The organism is Nocardia bhagyanarayanae, assembly GCF_006716565.1.
GTDB lineage: Bacteria > Actinomycetota > Actinomycetes > Mycobacteriales > Mycobacteriaceae > Nocardia > Nocardia bhagyanarayanae.
In genome coordinates this window covers 3,621,558-3,636,443 of sequence record NZ_VFPG01000001.1, presented here as the reverse complement: position 1 = coordinate 3,636,443, position 14,886 = coordinate 3,621,558, and the positions used below count along the sequence as shown (strand labels likewise).

Below are 14,886 nucleotides of genomic sequence, written 5' to 3'. Positions count from 1 at the left end.
AGTTAATTTACCATCGAGTCAATTCGAATCGTGGAGAGGACGCGGATGGCGACGCGATCGTGGTGGGGCTGGGGAACCGTGGCGGACGCCGTGACCGGCGCGGAGCGCGCGGCGTTGACCCGCCGGGTGGCGGCCCTGCTGCCCGACGCGGACCTCACCGTGCACGAGGCGCCCGATCCGTCGTCGCTGGAACTACCGGCGCCACGGGTCCGGGTGCCGGATACGTTGGCGCCGTTGGCATCCGAGGGTCCGGTCGATCGCGTGGCGCACTCGCACGGGCAGGCCTTCCGCGACGTGGTGCGCAGCCTGCTCGGCCGCGTCGACCACGTGGTCGATCAGGTCGTGCGCCCACGCACCGAGCGGGACGTGATCGACATTCTCGACTGGTGCACCGGCGCCGGGGTGGCGGCGATTCCGTTCGGCGGCGGCACGTCGGTGGTCGGTGGCGTCGAACCTCGTTGCGCCGCCGAATATCCCGCGACGGTGGCGGTGGATCTGAGCGGCCTGAACCAGGTGCTCGAGATCGACCGCACGAGCCGAGCCGCGCGCATCCAGGCGGGCATCCTGGGGCCCGCGTTGGAGGACGCGCTGCGCCGGCACGATCTGTCGCTGCGCCACTTTCCGCAGTCGTTCGAGTTCTCCAGTCTCGGCGGCTGGCTGGCCACGCGCGCGGGCGGCCACTACGCAACCGTCTACACCCACATCGACGACCTGGTCGAGTCCATGCGGGTCGTCACACCGATCGGCGTCAGCGAATCGCGCAGGCTGCCGGGGTCGGGCGCGGGGCCATCGCCGGACCGGATGTTCCTTGGCTCCGAGGGCACGCTCGGCGTGATCACCGAGGCGTGGATGCGGTTGCAGGACCGGCCGCGCTGGCGGGCGGGCGCGTCGGTGGTCTTCGACGACTACGCCGAGGCCGTCGCCGCGACGAGGACCATCGCGCAATCCGGCTTGTTCCCGGCCAATTGCCGGTTGCTCGATCCGGTGGAGGCGTTCCTCAACGCCGGAACCAGTTCCGCGGGCGGCGTTCTGGTTCTCGGCTTCGAGTCCGCGGATCACCCCGTCGACGAGCCGATGCGGTGGGCGGTGCGGATCTGCCGCGACCACGGCGGCCGCTTCCCCGACGGGGTGCGCAGCACCGACGCGGCCGAGCGGAAGGCGAGCGGCGGCGCGGCGGACACCTGGCGTTCGGCGTTCCTGCGGATGCCCTATCAGCGCGACGCGCTCGCGGCGCAGTCCATGATCGTGGAGACCTTCGAAACGGCTTGTACCTGGGACCGTTTCGACGACCTGCGCGCGGCCGTGCTGCGAGCGGCGACCTCCGCCTTCGAGACGCTCGGCGTGACGGGGGTGGTCACCTGCCGGTTCACCCACGTCTATCCCGACGGTCCCGCACCGTATTTCGGCATCTACGCCGCGGGGCACTGGGGGCGGACCGTGGAGCAGTGGGACGAGATCAAAGCGGCGGTCTCCGAAGCGCTGGCGGCATCGGGCGGCACCATCACCCACCATCACGCGGTCGGCCGCGACCATCGGCCGTGGTACGACCGGCAGCGCCCGGAGCCGTTCGCCGCCGCACTGCGCTCGGCGAAGTCGACACTCGACCCGGCCGGGATTCTCAACCCAGGCGTGCTGATCGATCCGATCGGGCGGGACGGCGCATGACGCTGAGCAAGGCGGGCACCAAAGGCGTGCCGCGGGAACGGCGCGAGCAGCAGATCCTCGACATTGCCACCGTGGAATTCGGTGACCGCGGCTACGCGAAGGCCTCGGTCGCCGATATCGCGGCCGCGGCCGGTGTGTCGAAACCGTTGATCTACAACTACTTCGGCTCCAGGGACGGTCTGCACGCCGCCTGCGTACGCCGCGCGGGCGACGGGCTGGTCGCGGCGGTCTCCGCGGCCCAGGCCGTTTCGGGAGCGGAGGGTAAGGCCCTGGCCACGCTGGCCGCGATCTTCACCGCCATCGATGGGCGGGTGCAGAACTGGAAGATCGTCTACGACAGCACGTTGCCAGCCGGTGGTCCGGCGGCCGAGCTGGCGCGCGGCTATCAGAAAGCCTTGAACGCGATGGGCGCCGAGGGTTCGGCTCAGGTGCTCGCCGATGCCGCGGTGACCGACGCGGAGGATCACTCGCTGCTGGTCGCGATCTGGTTCAGCATCGTGTCCACCGTCGTCTCGTGGTGGGGCGAGCACCCGCAGCACTCCCCCGACGAGATGACGGCGCGCTGCGTGCGCCTGTTCGAAGCCCTTCGCGCATCGGCGAATCCGCGCGGCTGACCCGCCCGGATTCGCCGGATCCGCTATTTGTCGGGCCAGGTGCCCGTCAGGCGCTGGTATCCCGTCGCGCCCGCGCGATCGACGGCGGCCTTCACCAAGCCGAAGATGGCGCCCTGCAACGCGGCGGCGACGAGCACTTCGCGCCAGCCGTATTCGCGCGCCGTGGCGCTCGGCGCCTCCTCCTCGCCGCTGACCCGGCGCCACACCTGGGTGAACACCGCGTTGGCCGCGACGCCGCCGAGCACGCCCACGATCATGCCGAGGGGTTTGTAGAGAGCCGTCATGCCCGCCTCCGCCGCATCCACCAGAACAACACCACCGCGCCGACAGCGGCCGCCGCGATCGGCGCGGGCCGCATGCGGGCCGCGCCCACCAACTGCTTGCCCTTGTGGATCACCGGTTCCTGCGCTTTGGAGGCGCGGTCGACCAGGTGCTCTACCTGGGCGCGCGCCTGTTCCGCGGTGTCGTGCGCGTGCTGCTTCGCGTCGGCGACCCGGTGACGCGCCGCGTCCGCGGTGTCGCGCGCGTGCTGCTTGGCGTCCGCGACCCGGTGACGCGCCGCGTCCGCGGTCTCGTGCGCCTTGTCCTCGACGCGGCCCGGGATGTCGAACTTGCCGGTCAGCTCCTCGACCGTCTCGCCGAGTCGCTGCCGCGCTTGGTCTCGATCCTTCCGCAGGGCGTCGGATCCGTTGGGAATGTTCGGTCGTCCGCCACCGCTCATCGTCGGCTCCTCTTCTTGACGGCGTCGACATCGTCGCGGACGCCTTCCATTGCCTCGCTCGGCACCGGCGGCGCGGCCTCGGTCACCGTCTTCTTGCCGACCAGCGCCAGCACACCGCCGGCGGCCAGCAGGACCACGCCGACGATCAGCGCCGCCGCCCAATCCGGCAGCGGGATCGCCAACGCCAGCACCGCGGCCGCGATCAAGGCCGCGCCACCGTAGAACGCCAGCAGGCTGCCCGCCCCCGCGAGGCCGGCGCCCTTGGCGATGCCTTTCGTCTTGTCCTGCATCTCCAGCCGGGCCAATTGCATTTCGTCGCGAACCAGCCGCGTGAGCTGCGTGGTCGCATCGTCGACGAGTTCGGCGACCGAACGCGTATCCGGTGCGGGTCGCGCTTGCGATGCCACGGGCCGCGCGTCTGTCGTATGGGTCATGTGCCTCTCACCTCCCGTTCGGTGGCCGGTTACCCGGCGAAACCCAGGTGAAACGGGGTCGAGCGCACGCTATGACGCGCGCACCGGCTCCCGCGAGACGAGCGCGCGGATCCGGCTGCGGCCCCAGGCGATTACATCGGGCCCGCCGCGCAGACACCACAGGGCGATGACGGGGTCGCAGAGCGCGCAGCCGAGGGACGAGTCGTGCAGGAAGGGGACGATCGGACTCCCCTGGAGGTGGTGCAGGAAGTCCCACGCGGTGTGCAGCAACCAGGCGATGCCGATGAACGTCCACGACCGCAGACCGCGGTAGGCGCAGTAGGTCACGACCGCCGTGAACGCGAACTCCCACGCGGCGAACCCGCCGCCGCTGAGATACGCCGCGCCCGCGCCCGCCACCATGATGGCGTTGAAGTGGCGGCGATGGGGTTCGCGGATCAGGGACATCAGCGTGATGTAGACGACGCCGACGAGCAGCGGGGCGAGGTAGGTCATTGGACGACTCCTGGGAAAGCGAACGAGATCGCCACCGAAGTTAGGCAACCGTCGCCGCGCCGCCCAGTGGCATTCATGCCACACACCAACGGAAAATCGCCACCAGCCCCTCAGCCCGTTCGTTGCCGCATTCGGCCATGTCGGAACCGGTGGCGTGAACCCGTTGCTCGGATAGGTTGTAGCCATGCATGTGGTCGCCGTCCTCGCCCTGGACCGGGTGATCCCCTTCGACCTGTCCACCCCGATCGAGGTCTTCACCAGGACGCGCCTGCCGGACGGGCGCCCCGCGTATCAGGTCCGCGTCTGCGCCGAGCGGCCCGAGGTCGACGCGGGCGCGTTCACCCTGCGGGCGCCGTGGGGGCTGGAGGGGTTGTCCGGGGCCGACACCGTGATCGTTCCCGGCGTCGCCGATCCCACCGCGCCGCTGTCGCCCGCGATCGCCGACGCCGTGCGGACGGCCGCCGCCGCGGGCACCCGGATCGCTTCCATCTGCACGGGCACTTTCCCGCTCGCCGCCACCGGAGTGCTGCGCGGACTGCGGGCGACCACGCATTGGCTGGCCGCCGACGCGCTCGCGGCGAGCCACCCCGACATCGCCGTCGATCCCGATGTCCTCTATGTCGACAACGGCCAGTTCCTCACCTCCGCGGGCGCGGCCGCCGGGCTCGACCTGTGCCTGCACCTGATCCGGCGCGACTACGGTTCGGCCGTCGCCGCCGACGCGGCACGGCTGTCGGTCATGCCGCTGGAGCGCGAAGGCGGGCAAGCCCAGTTCATCATCCAGTCGTTCCCCCCGACACCGCGCGGCTCGACGCTGGAGCCGCTGCTGACGTGGTTGCAGGACAACCTCTCTCGCAACCTCACCCTCACCGACATCGCCGCCGAGGCCGGAACGAGCACCCGCACGCTGCTGCGGCAGTTCCGCGAGCAGACCGGGACGACGCCGCTGCAATGGCTGCACCGAGCCCGCGTGCATCAGGCCCAGCACCTGCTGGAGACCACCGACCACACCGTCGAACGCATCGGCGCCCAAGTCGGTTTCGGCTCGCCGACCGCTTTCCGCGAACGCTTCAAGCGCACCGCGGGCGTGAGTCCGGACGCCTACCGGCGCACCTTTCGCTGACGAAAGACGAACGGCCGCACCGAAAGTGGTGCGGCCGATCGGGTCGCCGGGTCAGCTCTTCGGGCTGCCGAGGCAGAAGGTGGTCTTGGGCTCGGACAAGGTGAGGAACTTGTCGGCGTCCTCGCCGCACAGGTTCTCGTCGGCCTGGCCGTCGATGCGCTGAACGACCTTGAAGCTGGCCTCCGCCGCGGTGCAGGCCACGAACTTGTAGCCGGTCAGCATGCTCTCGTTGTAGCAGAGGCCCTGCTTGAAGTTCGGCGCGAGGCACAGGAACGCGGTGGTGCCGCCGTTGAGGGTCTCCTCGTAGGAGGTGTAGTCCTCGTGGCATTCGGTCTTGTCGTCGAAGACCTGCACGACCTTGTACACGGCCCGGTCCGAGGAGCAGTCCACCGGCTCGGTCTCGGAGTCGATCATCGATCCCTCGATGACGTTGATGCAGTCGCCCACGTTCGCGCGGGCGGTGTCGGATTTCCCGGCATCCTGGACCATGTCGGCGCCCTTCTCGACCGCCGAACAGCCGAGCGCGCCCAACGCGGCCACGGTGGCGAGCGCCAGCGGCAGCCGCGTGAGGATGCCAGAACCAACGAATCTCATTCGTGTCACTTTCTCGTCGATGCGAAGGCGGCCGACCGGAGTACCCCTCGTGACGCCGAACTCCGGCCGTCGCCGTTGCCCTTCGGCGCATCCCCCGGAGGGTCGCGATCGGCCTCGAACACCCAATCGCACAATCGCGCGGGCAGCATCCGGGAAAACACGGGATTCCCCCGTAGCGGCACAGCACCGGTTAAGCTCGCCCGGGGTTGTTTCGCGGCAGGTTTGCCGGAAGACGGCGGAGGGTCATGGTCGAGCGCGCATTCGTGGGACGCCGCGCCGAGCTCGCCGCACTCGGCGACGCCCTGGAATCGCCCGATGGACCGTGGGTTCTGCTGGTCGACGGCCAGGCCGGTATCGGCAAATCCCGGTTGCTCGCGGCGCTGGCCCCGGCCGCCGCCCGCCGTGGCCTGCGGGTCCTTTCGGTGACCGCCACCGAGGACGAGCAGCAGCAACCGTCGCACGTGATCCACGACGTGCTGGAACGGCTCGCCGACGCGGGTGCGGACGTGACCGACGTGCCGTCCGACGGCGATGTCAACCGGCTGGGCCGCGCGTTGCGCAGGCACCTCGCGGCGACCGGCACACTGCTCGTCGTCGACGACGCGCACTGGCTGGACGCCGAATCCGTCCGCACATTGACCTACCTCGTCCGCAACCGCCCGGCGCCGACCTTCCGCCTTTTGCTCGCCTATCGCTCCGGCCAGTGCCCGGTGGCGCTCACCCGGGTGCTGACCGCGACCGGCGCCGCGACCCGCTCGGTGCGGGTGCCGCCGTTCACCGGCGCCGACGTCGCCGCCCTGCTGCCGGACGCGACCGTCGCGCGCCGTGATCGGCTGCTCACGGTCTCCCGAGGCAACCCGCTCTACCTGCTGTTGCTCGCCGACCTGCCGGACCACGAAGTGGAGCGGGCGGTCAGCGGCGAGGACCCGGCCGAGTGCGACCACCCCGGCCTGGATCGCACGCTACGCGCCGAACTCGCGCAGCTGCCGGATCGGGAACGGCTCGTCGCGCAGGCGATTGCCTTGTGCGGCGCGCACGCCGATCTCGAGATGCTCTGCACCACAGCCGAGTTGCCGATCGACGCGGTCACCGCCGCGCTCGACGAACTGAGCAGGCGGGCACTGGTGGAGGTCGCCGGATCGTCGGTGACGTTCGGCCATCCGCTCATCCGCACGGCCGCGCATCGGCTGGCGGGCGCGGGATGGCGGGCCGCCGCACACCGCAGGGCGGCCACGCTGCTCCGGCAACGGGGCGCGGCGCTGCCCGCGCTGGCCCGCCACCTCGAACTCGGCCTGCTCGGCACCGATCCGGTCGCGGCCGGCGAGCTGAAAGGCGCGGCGGCGCAGGTGTTGCCGAGTGCGCCCGCCGCCAGCGCGCGGTGGATCGCCGCGGCACTGCGCGCGGCCCCGGGCGGACAGCCAGAACCCCCGGAGGACAGGCTGCTGCTCGGACGCGCGCTCCTGCTGTCGGGCGCCGGCGCGCGGGCCCGCGAGGCGCTCGAACCGCTGATCGCGCGGCCGGGCGCGTATCGCCTGGAGGCACTGCTGCTTTCGGCGCGCTGCGAACGCATGCTCGGCCGGGTCGATCGCGCGCGGACGCTGCTCGCCGCGGCCGCCGACCTGCCGCTGCTGCCCGGCGACGGACCCGTGCAGCTGGAGCTGGCCATCCTGGAGTTGCAGGATGGCCAGGACGCCGAGGGCCACGCGCGGCTGGACGCGCTGTTCGCCTCCGACGCCATCGCCGACCCCGCCGTACGCGCGTCCGCGACCGCGTTGCGCTGCCTCGGCGCGGTGGCCGAGTCGCGCATCGAGTCCGCGCGAACCGGTTTCGAGCAAGCCGACCTGGAATTCGAGCGTCTCGACGACGACCGGCTGCGCGAAGTGGTGCACGCGACGCCCGCGCTGGGCTGGGCAGCGTACTTCCTCGACAGGCACGCGAGGGGTTTGACCCATCTGGACCGCGCGGTGCGGGTCAGCCGTCGCTTCGGGCGCAGCTACGCGCTGGCCGAATTGCACACGGTGCGCGCCTACTGCTTGATGAAGCTGGGTCGCGTCGGCGAGGCGCTGGCAGCCGCCGAGGACGCCGACGACATGGCGCGACAGTTCGGCTACGGCGATCTGATCCCGTTCGCCGGTGCGCTGAAACTCCGTGCGCTGCAATCGGTCGCAGCGCGCGAGGATGTGCTCCGGCAGTGGACGGCGCTGAACGAACAGCCGCGACCGGTGATGCGCTGGTGGCGGCAGGTGGTGGAGACGGCGGTGCACGAGGTGGGGGTTCGGCTCGGCGTGCTCGAACCCGCTGTCCCACCCCTGATCGACGACCGGCCCGGCCCGATGCAGCCGACCCAGCTGGCGCGATACGCGAATCTGGCTTTGGGCGGTGGGGACCGGGCAGCGGCGGACGAGCTCGTCACCCGGGCCGAGGTGGCGGCAGCCCACCTCGGCCTGCCGAGCCAGCTGGCGGCCGCTTCGTCGGCTCGCGCCGAATACTGCTGCGCGACAGACGATCTCGACGCGGCGGAAGCCGCGGTCACCGCCTGCCTCACCTGGTTCGATCGGGCCGATATGCCGGTCGACCGCGCGCAAGCGGTGCTGCTGGCCGCGCGGATCGCCGGTCGGCGCGGCGATTTCGCGCTCGCCACCCAGCGGCTGGTCGCCGCCCGCGAGACGTTCGCAGCCGCGGGCGCGACCCAGCTCGTCGCCGCCACGACCTCGCTGCAGCGCCGCCTGGCCGGTGGCCGCACCTCCGGCGGTGCGACGACGCTGACGGCGCGCGAACGCGAAGTCGCCGAGCTGGCCGCGCGCGGCCACCCGAACAAGGAGATCGCCCACCGGCTGTATCTCAGCCCGCGCACCGTCGAGGACCACATCGGCCGCATCCTGCGCAAGCTCGAACTGAGCGGCCGGGCGGGCATTTCGCACAAGCTCGGCGAGCTGGACAAGGGCTAGCGGATGGAGGTGATCCCCACGGCTGCGGGCACTTACGGCCGGACTACGGCCGAGGCGCCGGAGCGCAACGCGGCGGTCGCCCCGCGCGCGGCGAGCAAGGCGCTGTTGATCGAGATCTCACCGCGCATCCCAGGGGCCGCCACCATGTCGCCCGCGAGATAGACGTCGCCACCTCGATCGACGGCGGGTCGGTCGCGCCAGGTGTAGCCGGGCAGGTCCACCGCGCCCGTGCGGTTCTTGGCGGTGGCGGTGCGCTGGAAGGTGACGCGGTCGCGCCAACCCGGCACGCACAGGTCGGCGAAGTCCTGCAACCGCTGGTGCGCGCCGCGCGGGGATTCGCCCTCGCGCACCGGCATCTGGAGCTGGAACAGCGACTCCCCCGCGGGTGCGATGGTGTCGTCCTGCATGGTGTAACTCTCGTGGAAGCCGCCCTCGTCGAGGTCGAACACGAGCGAGCGGTCGCGGCCGTCGGCGGTGACGGCGATGTCGAGCAGGGCGCAGTAGCCGCTGGGCCAGGTCAGGCTGTCGTCACCGAGCAGGACGCGGGCCGCGTGCACGTCGGTGGCCACGATCACCGGTCCGTCGGTCGGCAATTCGTCCACCCGCGAACCGGTTTCGACGACGACGCCGAGTTCCGTCGCGCGCGCCGCCATCCGGTCGACCACGCGCTGCCAGCCGCCGCGCACCCAGCGCACGGCCGGGATGGGCGCGCTGAACACCCTTTGGAACAGCTCCCATACGAACGCGGCCGAGAGACGGCCGGTGTCGGCGTCGTAGGTGACCACGCTGATCGCGTTCGCCATCCGCTCCGCCGTCGCCTCGCCCCAGCGGCCCGCCGCCCAGGTACGGAAGTCGACGTCCACGGGTGCGGTGAGCCGCAGCCGCGCTTGGGCGCGCAGCATCCGGACGGGCGGCAGTCGCCGGAGGCGGCCGTCGAGGCGGAACCCCAGCTTCGTCGCGTCCGCGGGCGAGGGCCAGCCGAGGTCGGCGACGAAACCGCGCTTCTTCAACCAGGTGTAGTGCGGTCCGTCGGCGTAGAAGACGTGCGCGCCCTCGTGCGCGACGTACGGGGCGGCCGTCGCCCGTGCGCGGCCGCCGAGCGTCTGGTGCGCCTCGTGCAGCCGGACCGGCACGCCTGCCTCGGCGCAGGCGATGGCCGCGGTGAGACCGGCCAAGCCGCCGCCGATGACGGTGATGTGTGTGTTCACGGTGCTTCCTCTCCTCGGTGGCCCGCCCGGTCCAGCCGGGCGGCGACCAGCTCCGCAGTGGCACGCAGGTATTCGTCCGCGTCGACGGACGCCGGATGGTCGCCGTCGAAGATGTCGGTGATCAGCCAGAAGTGCGCGAGTGCGCCGACCAGTACGGCGGCGGTGGGCGTCCAGTCCTGCTCGCCGCCGCCCGGTCCGGCCAGTTGCGCCAGCGCCCGCGTCACCACCGACATCACCACGCCGTACTCCTCGCGCTGGAACACTTCCAGCACTCCGGGGTCGATCGAGTTGTCGCGCAACAGGATCCGGGTCACGTCCCGATCGTGGTCCAGCCGCTCCAGACCGACGCGGCACAGCGCGACGAGCCGGTCGACGACCGTCCCGCCAGGCATCGCCGCGTCGAGCAGCGCGACGAACGAGAACTCCGGATCGAGGAACGCCTCCCATTCCGCGCGCTCGGTCAGCCGGGTGCGGACCGCCTCGACAAGCAGCGCGTCTTTGGACCGGAAATGCCGGTACAGCGCCCCCGATCCGCCGGAAAGCCCTGCCGCCTGCTCGATTTGGGCCACGGACGTCCGCGCGAAACCCTGCTCGCCGAACAGCCGCAGCGCCTCGGCGATGATCCGTTCCCGCGATGTCCCGCTCACTGCTCTCCACTTCTCGAACCAGGCTGTAAGTAACCACTTACTTACATTGAAGGCGACAAGCGACCGATACGCAACCTCGATCGCGCCGAAAACGGCCGAAAACACGAAGAACACGACGGTAGGCTGAGGCGCTGTCACCACGAAAGGAATTGCGGTATGGCGGGTAAGCGCACGGTTCTCACCGCCGGCCTGCGCCGACTCGCGGCGCTGCTGACCGAGATGCGCGACAAAGTCGGACTCAGCAAAGAGGAAGTCAGCACCCGCACCGGGATCAATGTGACGACGCTGTACCGGATCGAACAGGCCCAGGCCCGTCCGCAGCGCCGGACGTTGAACACGCTGCTCGACATCTACGAGGTCGATCCCGACCGGCGCAGGTACGCGTTGGAGCTCCTATCGGACGCGCAGAAACCCGGCATGTCCCGGCCGTGGGAGGCCAATCTCACCGAGGTCTACGCGGCCTACATCAACTTCGAATCCGAGGCGCTTTCCGCGCGCCACTACCAAACCTCCTACATCCCAGGCCTTTTGCAGACGGAGCAGTACGCGGCCGCGGTGATCGACACGTCCATGCCGAAGGTCGAGACCGCGATCATGGAAAGCCGCGTCCATGCCCGGTTGAACCGGGCGGCGGTGCTCGACAAGGACAAGCCGCTCGAACTGTGGGTGGTGCTGGACGAGGCGGCGATCAGCCGGGAGGTCGGCGGCCCGCAGACCATGCGCGGGCAGCTGGAGAAGCTGTTGCTCGAAAGCAAGCGCAAGAACGTGATCCTGCAGATCCTTCCGTTCAACGCGGGCGCGCATCCCGGCATGGCGGGCTCGTTCACCTTGCTCGACTTCGAGAACCCCGACGACAACGAACTCGTGTACGTGGAGGGCATCGCGGGCGACACACTCGTGGAGGGCCACAACGAGGTCCGCCGCTTCGGGGTGATCTTCGATCAGCTCCGGGCCATGGCGCTGAGCCCGCGCGATTCCGTCGCGTTGATCGAGGAGATCGCCGCAAGGATGAGCTAGCGTTCTCCGGTGTTCCGGCGACTGTCGCGCCGGAAGAATGGGTACTCCAGGATCCCATCCGCAACCGCGCACAGGAGTCTCCGATGGCCGACGTGTCCGCCGAACCCGCCACGCCCGAACCCAGTCTGCACCGGGTGATGGGGCCGGGACTGCTGCTGTTGTTCGTCGTCGGCGATATTCTCGGCACCGGCATCTACGCGCTCACCGGGCGGGTCGCCGCCGAGGTGGGCGGCGCGGTGTGGGTGCCGTTCGTCGTCGCGTTCCTCGTCGCGCTGGTCACCGGGTTCAGCTATCTGGAGCTCGTCACCAAGTACCCGCACGCCGCGGGTGCGGCGCTGTACACGCACAAGGCGTTCGGCATCCACTTCTTCACCTTCATGGTCGCGTTCGCGGTGCTGAGTTCCGGCATCACCTCGGCGGCCACCGCCTCGCGCGCGTTCGCCGCGAACTTCGCCGAGGCCTTCGACTTCGAAGTCGGCACCGGCATCGCGATCACCGCCGTCGCGCTGGCGTTCATGGCCGTGATCGCGGCCATCAACCTGCGCGGCGTCAGCGAGGGCGTCAAACTGAACGTGCTGCTCACCTGCGTCGAGCTGACCGGCCTGCTGATCGTCATCGCGATCGGGCTGTGGGCGCTCGGCTTCGGCAACGGCGATTTCGGACGCATCACCGAATTCGAGACCGGCGACCGCAGCGCGCTCGGCGGCGTGATCGTCGCGACGACGCTCGCCTTCTACGCGATGGTCGGTTTCGAGGACTCGGTGAACATGGCCGAGGAGTGCAAGGAACCGAATCGGATCTTCCCCAAGGTGCTGCTGACCGGATTGCTCATCACCGGAACGATCTACGTGCTCGTCTCGATCACCTCCGTCGCGCTGGTGCCCACCGAGCAACTCGGTGAAGGCGACACCCCGCTGCTGAAGGTGGTCGAGGTCGGCGCGCCCGGATTCCCGACGCACGTGTTCGCGTTCATCACCATGTTCGCGGTGGCCAATTCGGCGCTGATCAACATGCTGATGGCGAGCAGACTGCTCTACGGCATGGCGCGGCAAGCCGTCGTGCCGCAAGCGTTCGGCCGGGTGCACGTCCGGCGGCGGACGCCGCAGGTCGCGATCGTCTTCACCACACTGCTGGCGCTCGGCCTGATCGCGTTCGTCGGCGAGGTGCCCGAACTCGGCGGCACCACCGCGCTGTTGCTGCTCGCGGTGTTCACGGTGGTGAACGTCGCGGTGCTGGTGCTGCGCCGGGATCCCGTCGAGCACAAGCATTTCCGCACGCCGACCGTGCTGCCCGTGGTGGGGGCGCTGTCCTGCGGGTTCCTCGTCACGCCGTTCACCGAACGCAACCCCGATCAGTACCTGATCGCCGGCGTGCTGCTCGCCATCGGCGTCGCGCTGTGGCTGCTGAACCAGCTGGCGATCCGCTCCCAGCGGGGCACGCCGCCGAGGACCGCGGCGCCGACTCCGGAGGCCTGATCCTGGACCGAGTACGCCGACGTTCGCGCAGGTAGGCGCGCCGACCGGGTGTGCGGAACGCGGTCGGCCACAATCGATCACGGCCGCCGTGTGACCGATCACCGGGATGACGCGGCGCGGCGGTGTCGGTAGAGTGAGCGCCGATGACCAGCATGGAAGCCCGTTTCGGCGACGCTAACCGGACGGTGCCGCTGCCCAGTCCGTGGAACCTCAACGCCTACCTGGCCGAGGTGGCCGCGCACCGGGGGCGCTCCATCTCGCTGCGACCGGTGCCCGCCGAGATGCTCGCCGAAAACGGTTGTCGCGGCAAAGGTCTGTGGGTCGCCCGCAAATACGACGACATCATCGTCTACGACGCCGAGGCCACCGAGCGCAACGCCGATCACATCATCCTGCACGAGATCGGGCACATGCTGCTCGGACACGGCAAGGACGACTCCGAGGCCGCCGCGCCGATGTCACCGAAGCTGGCCGCGCTGCTGCCCTCGATGGCGGCGCAGCATGTGCTGGGGCGCAACGAGTTCGGCGCGGAGCGTGAGCAGGAGGCGGAGGTGTTCGCCGATATGACGATGGTGTACGCGACGCTGCCGCAGCGGCGCGGGCGCGGGTTCCGGCTCTTCGGACGCGGGCGCTGAAATCTGTCGGGCGCGGGGCACTGAATCCGTAGAGCGCTGAGTCCTGCGGGGCGGCCATCGGTTCGTCGAGCACGGGCGCTCAAACACCATCCGGCACCCGGCGCGTTCCGGCTCGCAGCGCGTCCACCAGATCCTGGTAGACGTCGGCGAGTTCGACGACCTGCGTCCACGCGTCGTAGAACACCGGGTCCGGCGCCGCCGCCAGCGGCACCCACGCCTGCGTGGTGAGCTGGGCGAGCCGGTCCACGATCCTCCCGACCGTCTCGCTGTGCGCGTGCGCGGCGCCGCCGGGCACCGGCGTCGCCAGCGTCATCCACCGGTCGATGGCGCGGACCAGCTGGACGCGACGCCGGTCCAGCTTCGCCACCTCGCGGGCCGGCGTGCGCTCTCGCAGCGCGTGCAGCTGCGCCAGCTCGCCCGCCGCGTCCAGCATCGGGTGGTCGTCGTGCGGAAACCCGCGGCAGGCCGCGACCAGCTGCTCCTTGCCCGGCACCATCCAGTTGTCGGTCGTCACATCGCACCGCCTCCCCGCGCCACCATGATTCCGGAGCCGCGCCGCGGCGGGAAGCGGACAAGCGGTCCGCCCGCCCTGCCCGCGTGCCAGGCACATCAGAGGTGTACCACCCCGCGGCCGAATCCCGCGGCGGTTCACCGGATATCGATGATCCGCGCATTCTTCGCGAAAGCGGCGATCTCGCCCAGCCCCGGTCGGTACTCGACCGTCGTGTCCACCTCGAGGGCGGGCCCCTCCAGCCGCACCCGCTGGAACGCGTCGTGCCGGGCGGCGAGCGCCGCCGGATCCGGTTCGCCGGGCGCGGAATGCACGCGCCGCAGCGGCTCCTCGCGCCTGCGGCGGGCGATGCGATCCACCGCGACGTCCCGGTCCACGACGCAGTGCAGAAACCGGAAATCGGCAAGCGCCGCCAGCGGCTCGAGCCCCGGCCGCCACAGACGATCTTGGAAAGCCGCCTCCGCCACCGTGTCGACGCCCGCGCGCGCCAGCACGGCGAGCACCTCGAAGAAGGTGTCGAGGGTCCGCAGCGCGAGCTCGTCCTCCGGCGCAGGCTCGAACGCGGGATCGGCGTGCGCCATCCCCTGCTTGATCTCGTCACGACTGATCACCGGCCACCCGACGGCGCGGCCCAGCGCGTGCGCCAAGGTCGTCTTCCCCGAGCCGGGCGGGCCGCTGACGACGACCAGTCGCGGTCGTCGGACGGCGTGGCCGAGCATGTCTGCCTTCCCCACACGGTCCGAGGTTACGCATCGCGTTCGGATCCGGTGTGGCGAGCGCACGCGGCCGTCGCGCGTCT

The 14,886-nt window shown here is 70.5% G+C and carries 16 protein-coding genes; 7 read left to right on the top strand and 9 right to left on the bottom strand.

Features of this window, described 5'->3' with window-relative positions; all coding sequences use genetic code 11:
- Window positions 1–45: 45 nt before the first annotated feature.
- Complete coding sequence (locus FB390_RS15410; RefSeq protein ID WP_141809565.1) at window positions 46–1,665, top strand: FAD-binding oxidoreductase; 1,620 nt, start codon at window positions 46–48, stop codon at window positions 1,663–1,665.
- Complete coding sequence (locus FB390_RS15405) at window positions 1,662–2,279, top strand: TetR/AcrR family transcriptional regulator (RefSeq protein WP_185757041.1); 618 nt, start codon at window positions 1,662–1,664, stop codon at window positions 2,277–2,279. The genes FB390_RS15410 and FB390_RS15405 overlap by 4 nt, the downstream gene beginning before the upstream one ends.
- 23 nt (window positions 2,280–2,302) lie before the next feature.
- Here the strand turns inward: FB390_RS15405 and FB390_RS15400 are convergent, their stop codons facing one another.
- The 4 genes from FB390_RS15400 to FB390_RS15385 form a co-directional block, all read right to left on the bottom strand.
- Window positions 2,303–2,563: a DUF4235 domain-containing protein gene (locus tag FB390_RS15400; RefSeq protein ID WP_141809564.1), complete on the bottom strand. Its 261-nt coding sequence runs from the start codon at window positions 2,561–2,563 to the stop codon at window positions 2,303–2,305.
- Complete coding sequence (locus tag FB390_RS15395; protein WP_141809563.1) at window positions 2,560–3,000, bottom strand: DUF3618 domain-containing protein; 441 nt, start codon at window positions 2,998–3,000, stop codon at window positions 2,560–2,562. Before FB390_RS15395 ends, FB390_RS15400 begins: the two co-directional genes overlap by 4 nt.
- A complete protein-coding gene (locus FB390_RS15390; protein ID WP_141809562.1) occupies window positions 2,997–3,434 on the bottom strand; it encodes a phage holin family protein in 438 nt (145 codons plus the stop codon). The genes FB390_RS15395 and FB390_RS15390 overlap by 4 nt, the downstream gene beginning before the upstream one ends.
- A gap of 69 nt (window positions 3,435–3,503) precedes the next feature.
- Window positions 3,504–3,929 carry a DUF6010 family protein gene (locus FB390_RS15385; protein WP_141809561.1) on the bottom strand — a complete coding sequence of 142 codons (426 nt, stop codon included), beginning with the start codon at window positions 3,927–3,929 and terminating at the stop codon, window positions 3,504–3,506.
- Window positions 3,930–4,113: 184 nt separating this feature from the next.
- Between FB390_RS15385 and FB390_RS15380 the strand changes: the two genes are divergently transcribed.
- A complete protein-coding gene (locus FB390_RS15380) occupies window positions 4,114–5,052 on the top strand; it encodes a GlxA family transcriptional regulator (protein WP_141809560.1) in 939 nt (312 codons plus the stop codon).
- A gap of 51 nt (window positions 5,053–5,103) precedes the next feature.
- Here the strand turns inward: FB390_RS15380 and FB390_RS15375 are convergent, their stop codons facing one another.
- Window positions 5,104–5,646, bottom strand: a complete 543-nt coding sequence (locus FB390_RS15375; RefSeq protein ID WP_141809559.1) for an LppU/SCO3897 family protein — start codon at window positions 5,644–5,646, stop codon at window positions 5,104–5,106.
- A gap of 245 nt (window positions 5,647–5,891) precedes the next feature.
- On the opposite strand from FB390_RS15375, the gene FB390_RS15370 reads away from it, so the two are divergent.
- Window positions 5,892–8,594 (top strand): AAA family ATPase, encoded by a 2,703-nt coding sequence (locus FB390_RS15370; RefSeq protein WP_141809558.1) that lies wholly within the window; start codon window positions 5,892–5,894, stop codon window positions 8,592–8,594.
- 32 nt (window positions 8,595–8,626) lie between these two features.
- Here FB390_RS15370 and FB390_RS15365 read toward each other — a convergent pair whose 3' ends face one another.
- Entirely contained in the window at window positions 8,627–9,802 is a 1,176-nt protein-coding gene (locus tag FB390_RS15365) for an FAD-dependent oxidoreductase (RefSeq protein WP_141809557.1), read from the bottom strand.
- Window positions 9,799–10,449: a TetR/AcrR family transcriptional regulator gene (locus FB390_RS15360; protein ID WP_141811792.1), complete on the bottom strand. Its 651-nt coding sequence runs from the start codon at window positions 10,447–10,449 to the stop codon at window positions 9,799–9,801. The genes FB390_RS15365 and FB390_RS15360 overlap by 4 nt, the downstream gene beginning before the upstream one ends.
- 156 nt (window positions 10,450–10,605) lie before the next feature.
- Between FB390_RS15360 and FB390_RS15355 the strand changes: the two genes are divergently transcribed.
- The 3 genes from FB390_RS15355 to FB390_RS15345 all read left to right on the top strand — a co-directional run bounded on the left by FB390_RS15355 (window position 10,606) and on the right by FB390_RS15345 (window position 13,576).
- On the top strand, window positions 10,606–11,466 hold the full coding sequence (locus tag FB390_RS15355; RefSeq protein ID WP_141809556.1) for a helix-turn-helix domain-containing protein: 861 nt from the start codon (window positions 10,606–10,608) through the stop codon (window positions 11,464–11,466).
- Between the two features lie 83 nt (window positions 11,467–11,549).
- The gene (locus FB390_RS15350) at window positions 11,550–12,941 is read left to right on the top strand and encodes an APC family permease (protein ID WP_141809555.1); all 1,392 of its coding nucleotides are present in this window, start codon (window positions 11,550–11,552) and stop codon (window positions 12,939–12,941) included.
- A gap of 143 nt (window positions 12,942–13,084) precedes the next feature.
- Entirely contained in the window at window positions 13,085–13,576 is a 492-nt protein-coding gene (locus tag FB390_RS15345; protein ID WP_141809554.1) for an ImmA/IrrE family metallo-endopeptidase, read from the top strand.
- Between the two features lie 79 nt (window positions 13,577–13,655).
- On the opposite strand, the gene FB390_RS15340 is transcribed toward FB390_RS15345, so the two are convergent.
- Both FB390_RS15340 and FB390_RS15335 read right to left on the bottom strand, forming a co-directional pair.
- A complete protein-coding gene (locus tag FB390_RS15340; protein WP_246124037.1) occupies window positions 13,656–14,090 on the bottom strand; it encodes a DUF4254 domain-containing protein in 435 nt (144 codons plus the stop codon).
- Window positions 14,091–14,224: 134 nt separating this feature from the next.
- Window positions 14,225–14,821 carry a P-loop nucleotide/nucleoside kinase family protein gene (locus FB390_RS15335; RefSeq protein WP_246124036.1) on the bottom strand — a complete coding sequence of 199 codons (597 nt, stop codon included), beginning with the start codon at window positions 14,819–14,821 and terminating at the stop codon, window positions 14,225–14,227.
- Between the last annotated feature and the right edge of the window lie 65 nt (window positions 14,822–14,886).

Coding starts and splice junctions, on each gene's coding strand:
- FB390_RS15395 (WP_141809563.1), bottom strand. CDS start 3,000: ATGAGCGGTGGCGGACGACCGAACATTCCCAACGGATCCGACGCCCTG.
- FB390_RS15390 (WP_141809562.1), bottom strand. CDS start 3,434: ATGACCCATACGACAGACGCGCGGCCCGTGGCATCGCAAGCGCGACCC.
- FB390_RS15405 (WP_185757041.1), top strand. CDS start 1,662: ATGACGCTGAGCAAGGCGGGCACCAAAGGCGTGCCGCGGGAACGGCGC.
- FB390_RS15350 (WP_141809555.1), top strand. CDS start 11,550: ATGGCCGACGTGTCCGCCGAACCCGCCACGCCCGAACCCAGTCTGCAC.
- FB390_RS15400 (WP_141809564.1), bottom strand. CDS start 2,563: ATGACGGCTCTCTACAAACCCCTCGGCATGATCGTGGGCGTGCTCGGC.
- FB390_RS15355 (WP_141809556.1), top strand. CDS start 10,606: ATGGCGGGTAAGCGCACGGTTCTCACCGCCGGCCTGCGCCGACTCGCG.
- FB390_RS15370 (WP_141809558.1), top strand. CDS start 5,892: ATGGTCGAGCGCGCATTCGTGGGACGCCGCGCCGAGCTCGCCGCACTC.
- FB390_RS15375 (WP_141809559.1), bottom strand. CDS start 5,646: ATGAGATTCGTTGGTTCTGGCATCCTCACGCGGCTGCCGCTGGCGCTC.
- FB390_RS15385 (WP_141809561.1), bottom strand. CDS start 3,929: ATGACCTACCTCGCCCCGCTGCTCGTCGGCGTCGTCTACATCACGCTG.
- FB390_RS15380 (WP_141809560.1), top strand. CDS start 4,114: ATGCATGTGGTCGCCGTCCTCGCCCTGGACCGGGTGATCCCCTTCGAC.
- FB390_RS15410 (WP_141809565.1), top strand. CDS start 46: ATGGCGACGCGATCGTGGTGGGGCTGGGGAACCGTGGCGGACGCCGTG.
- FB390_RS15345 (WP_141809554.1), top strand. CDS start 13,085: ATGACCAGCATGGAAGCCCGTTTCGGCGACGCTAACCGGACGGTGCCG.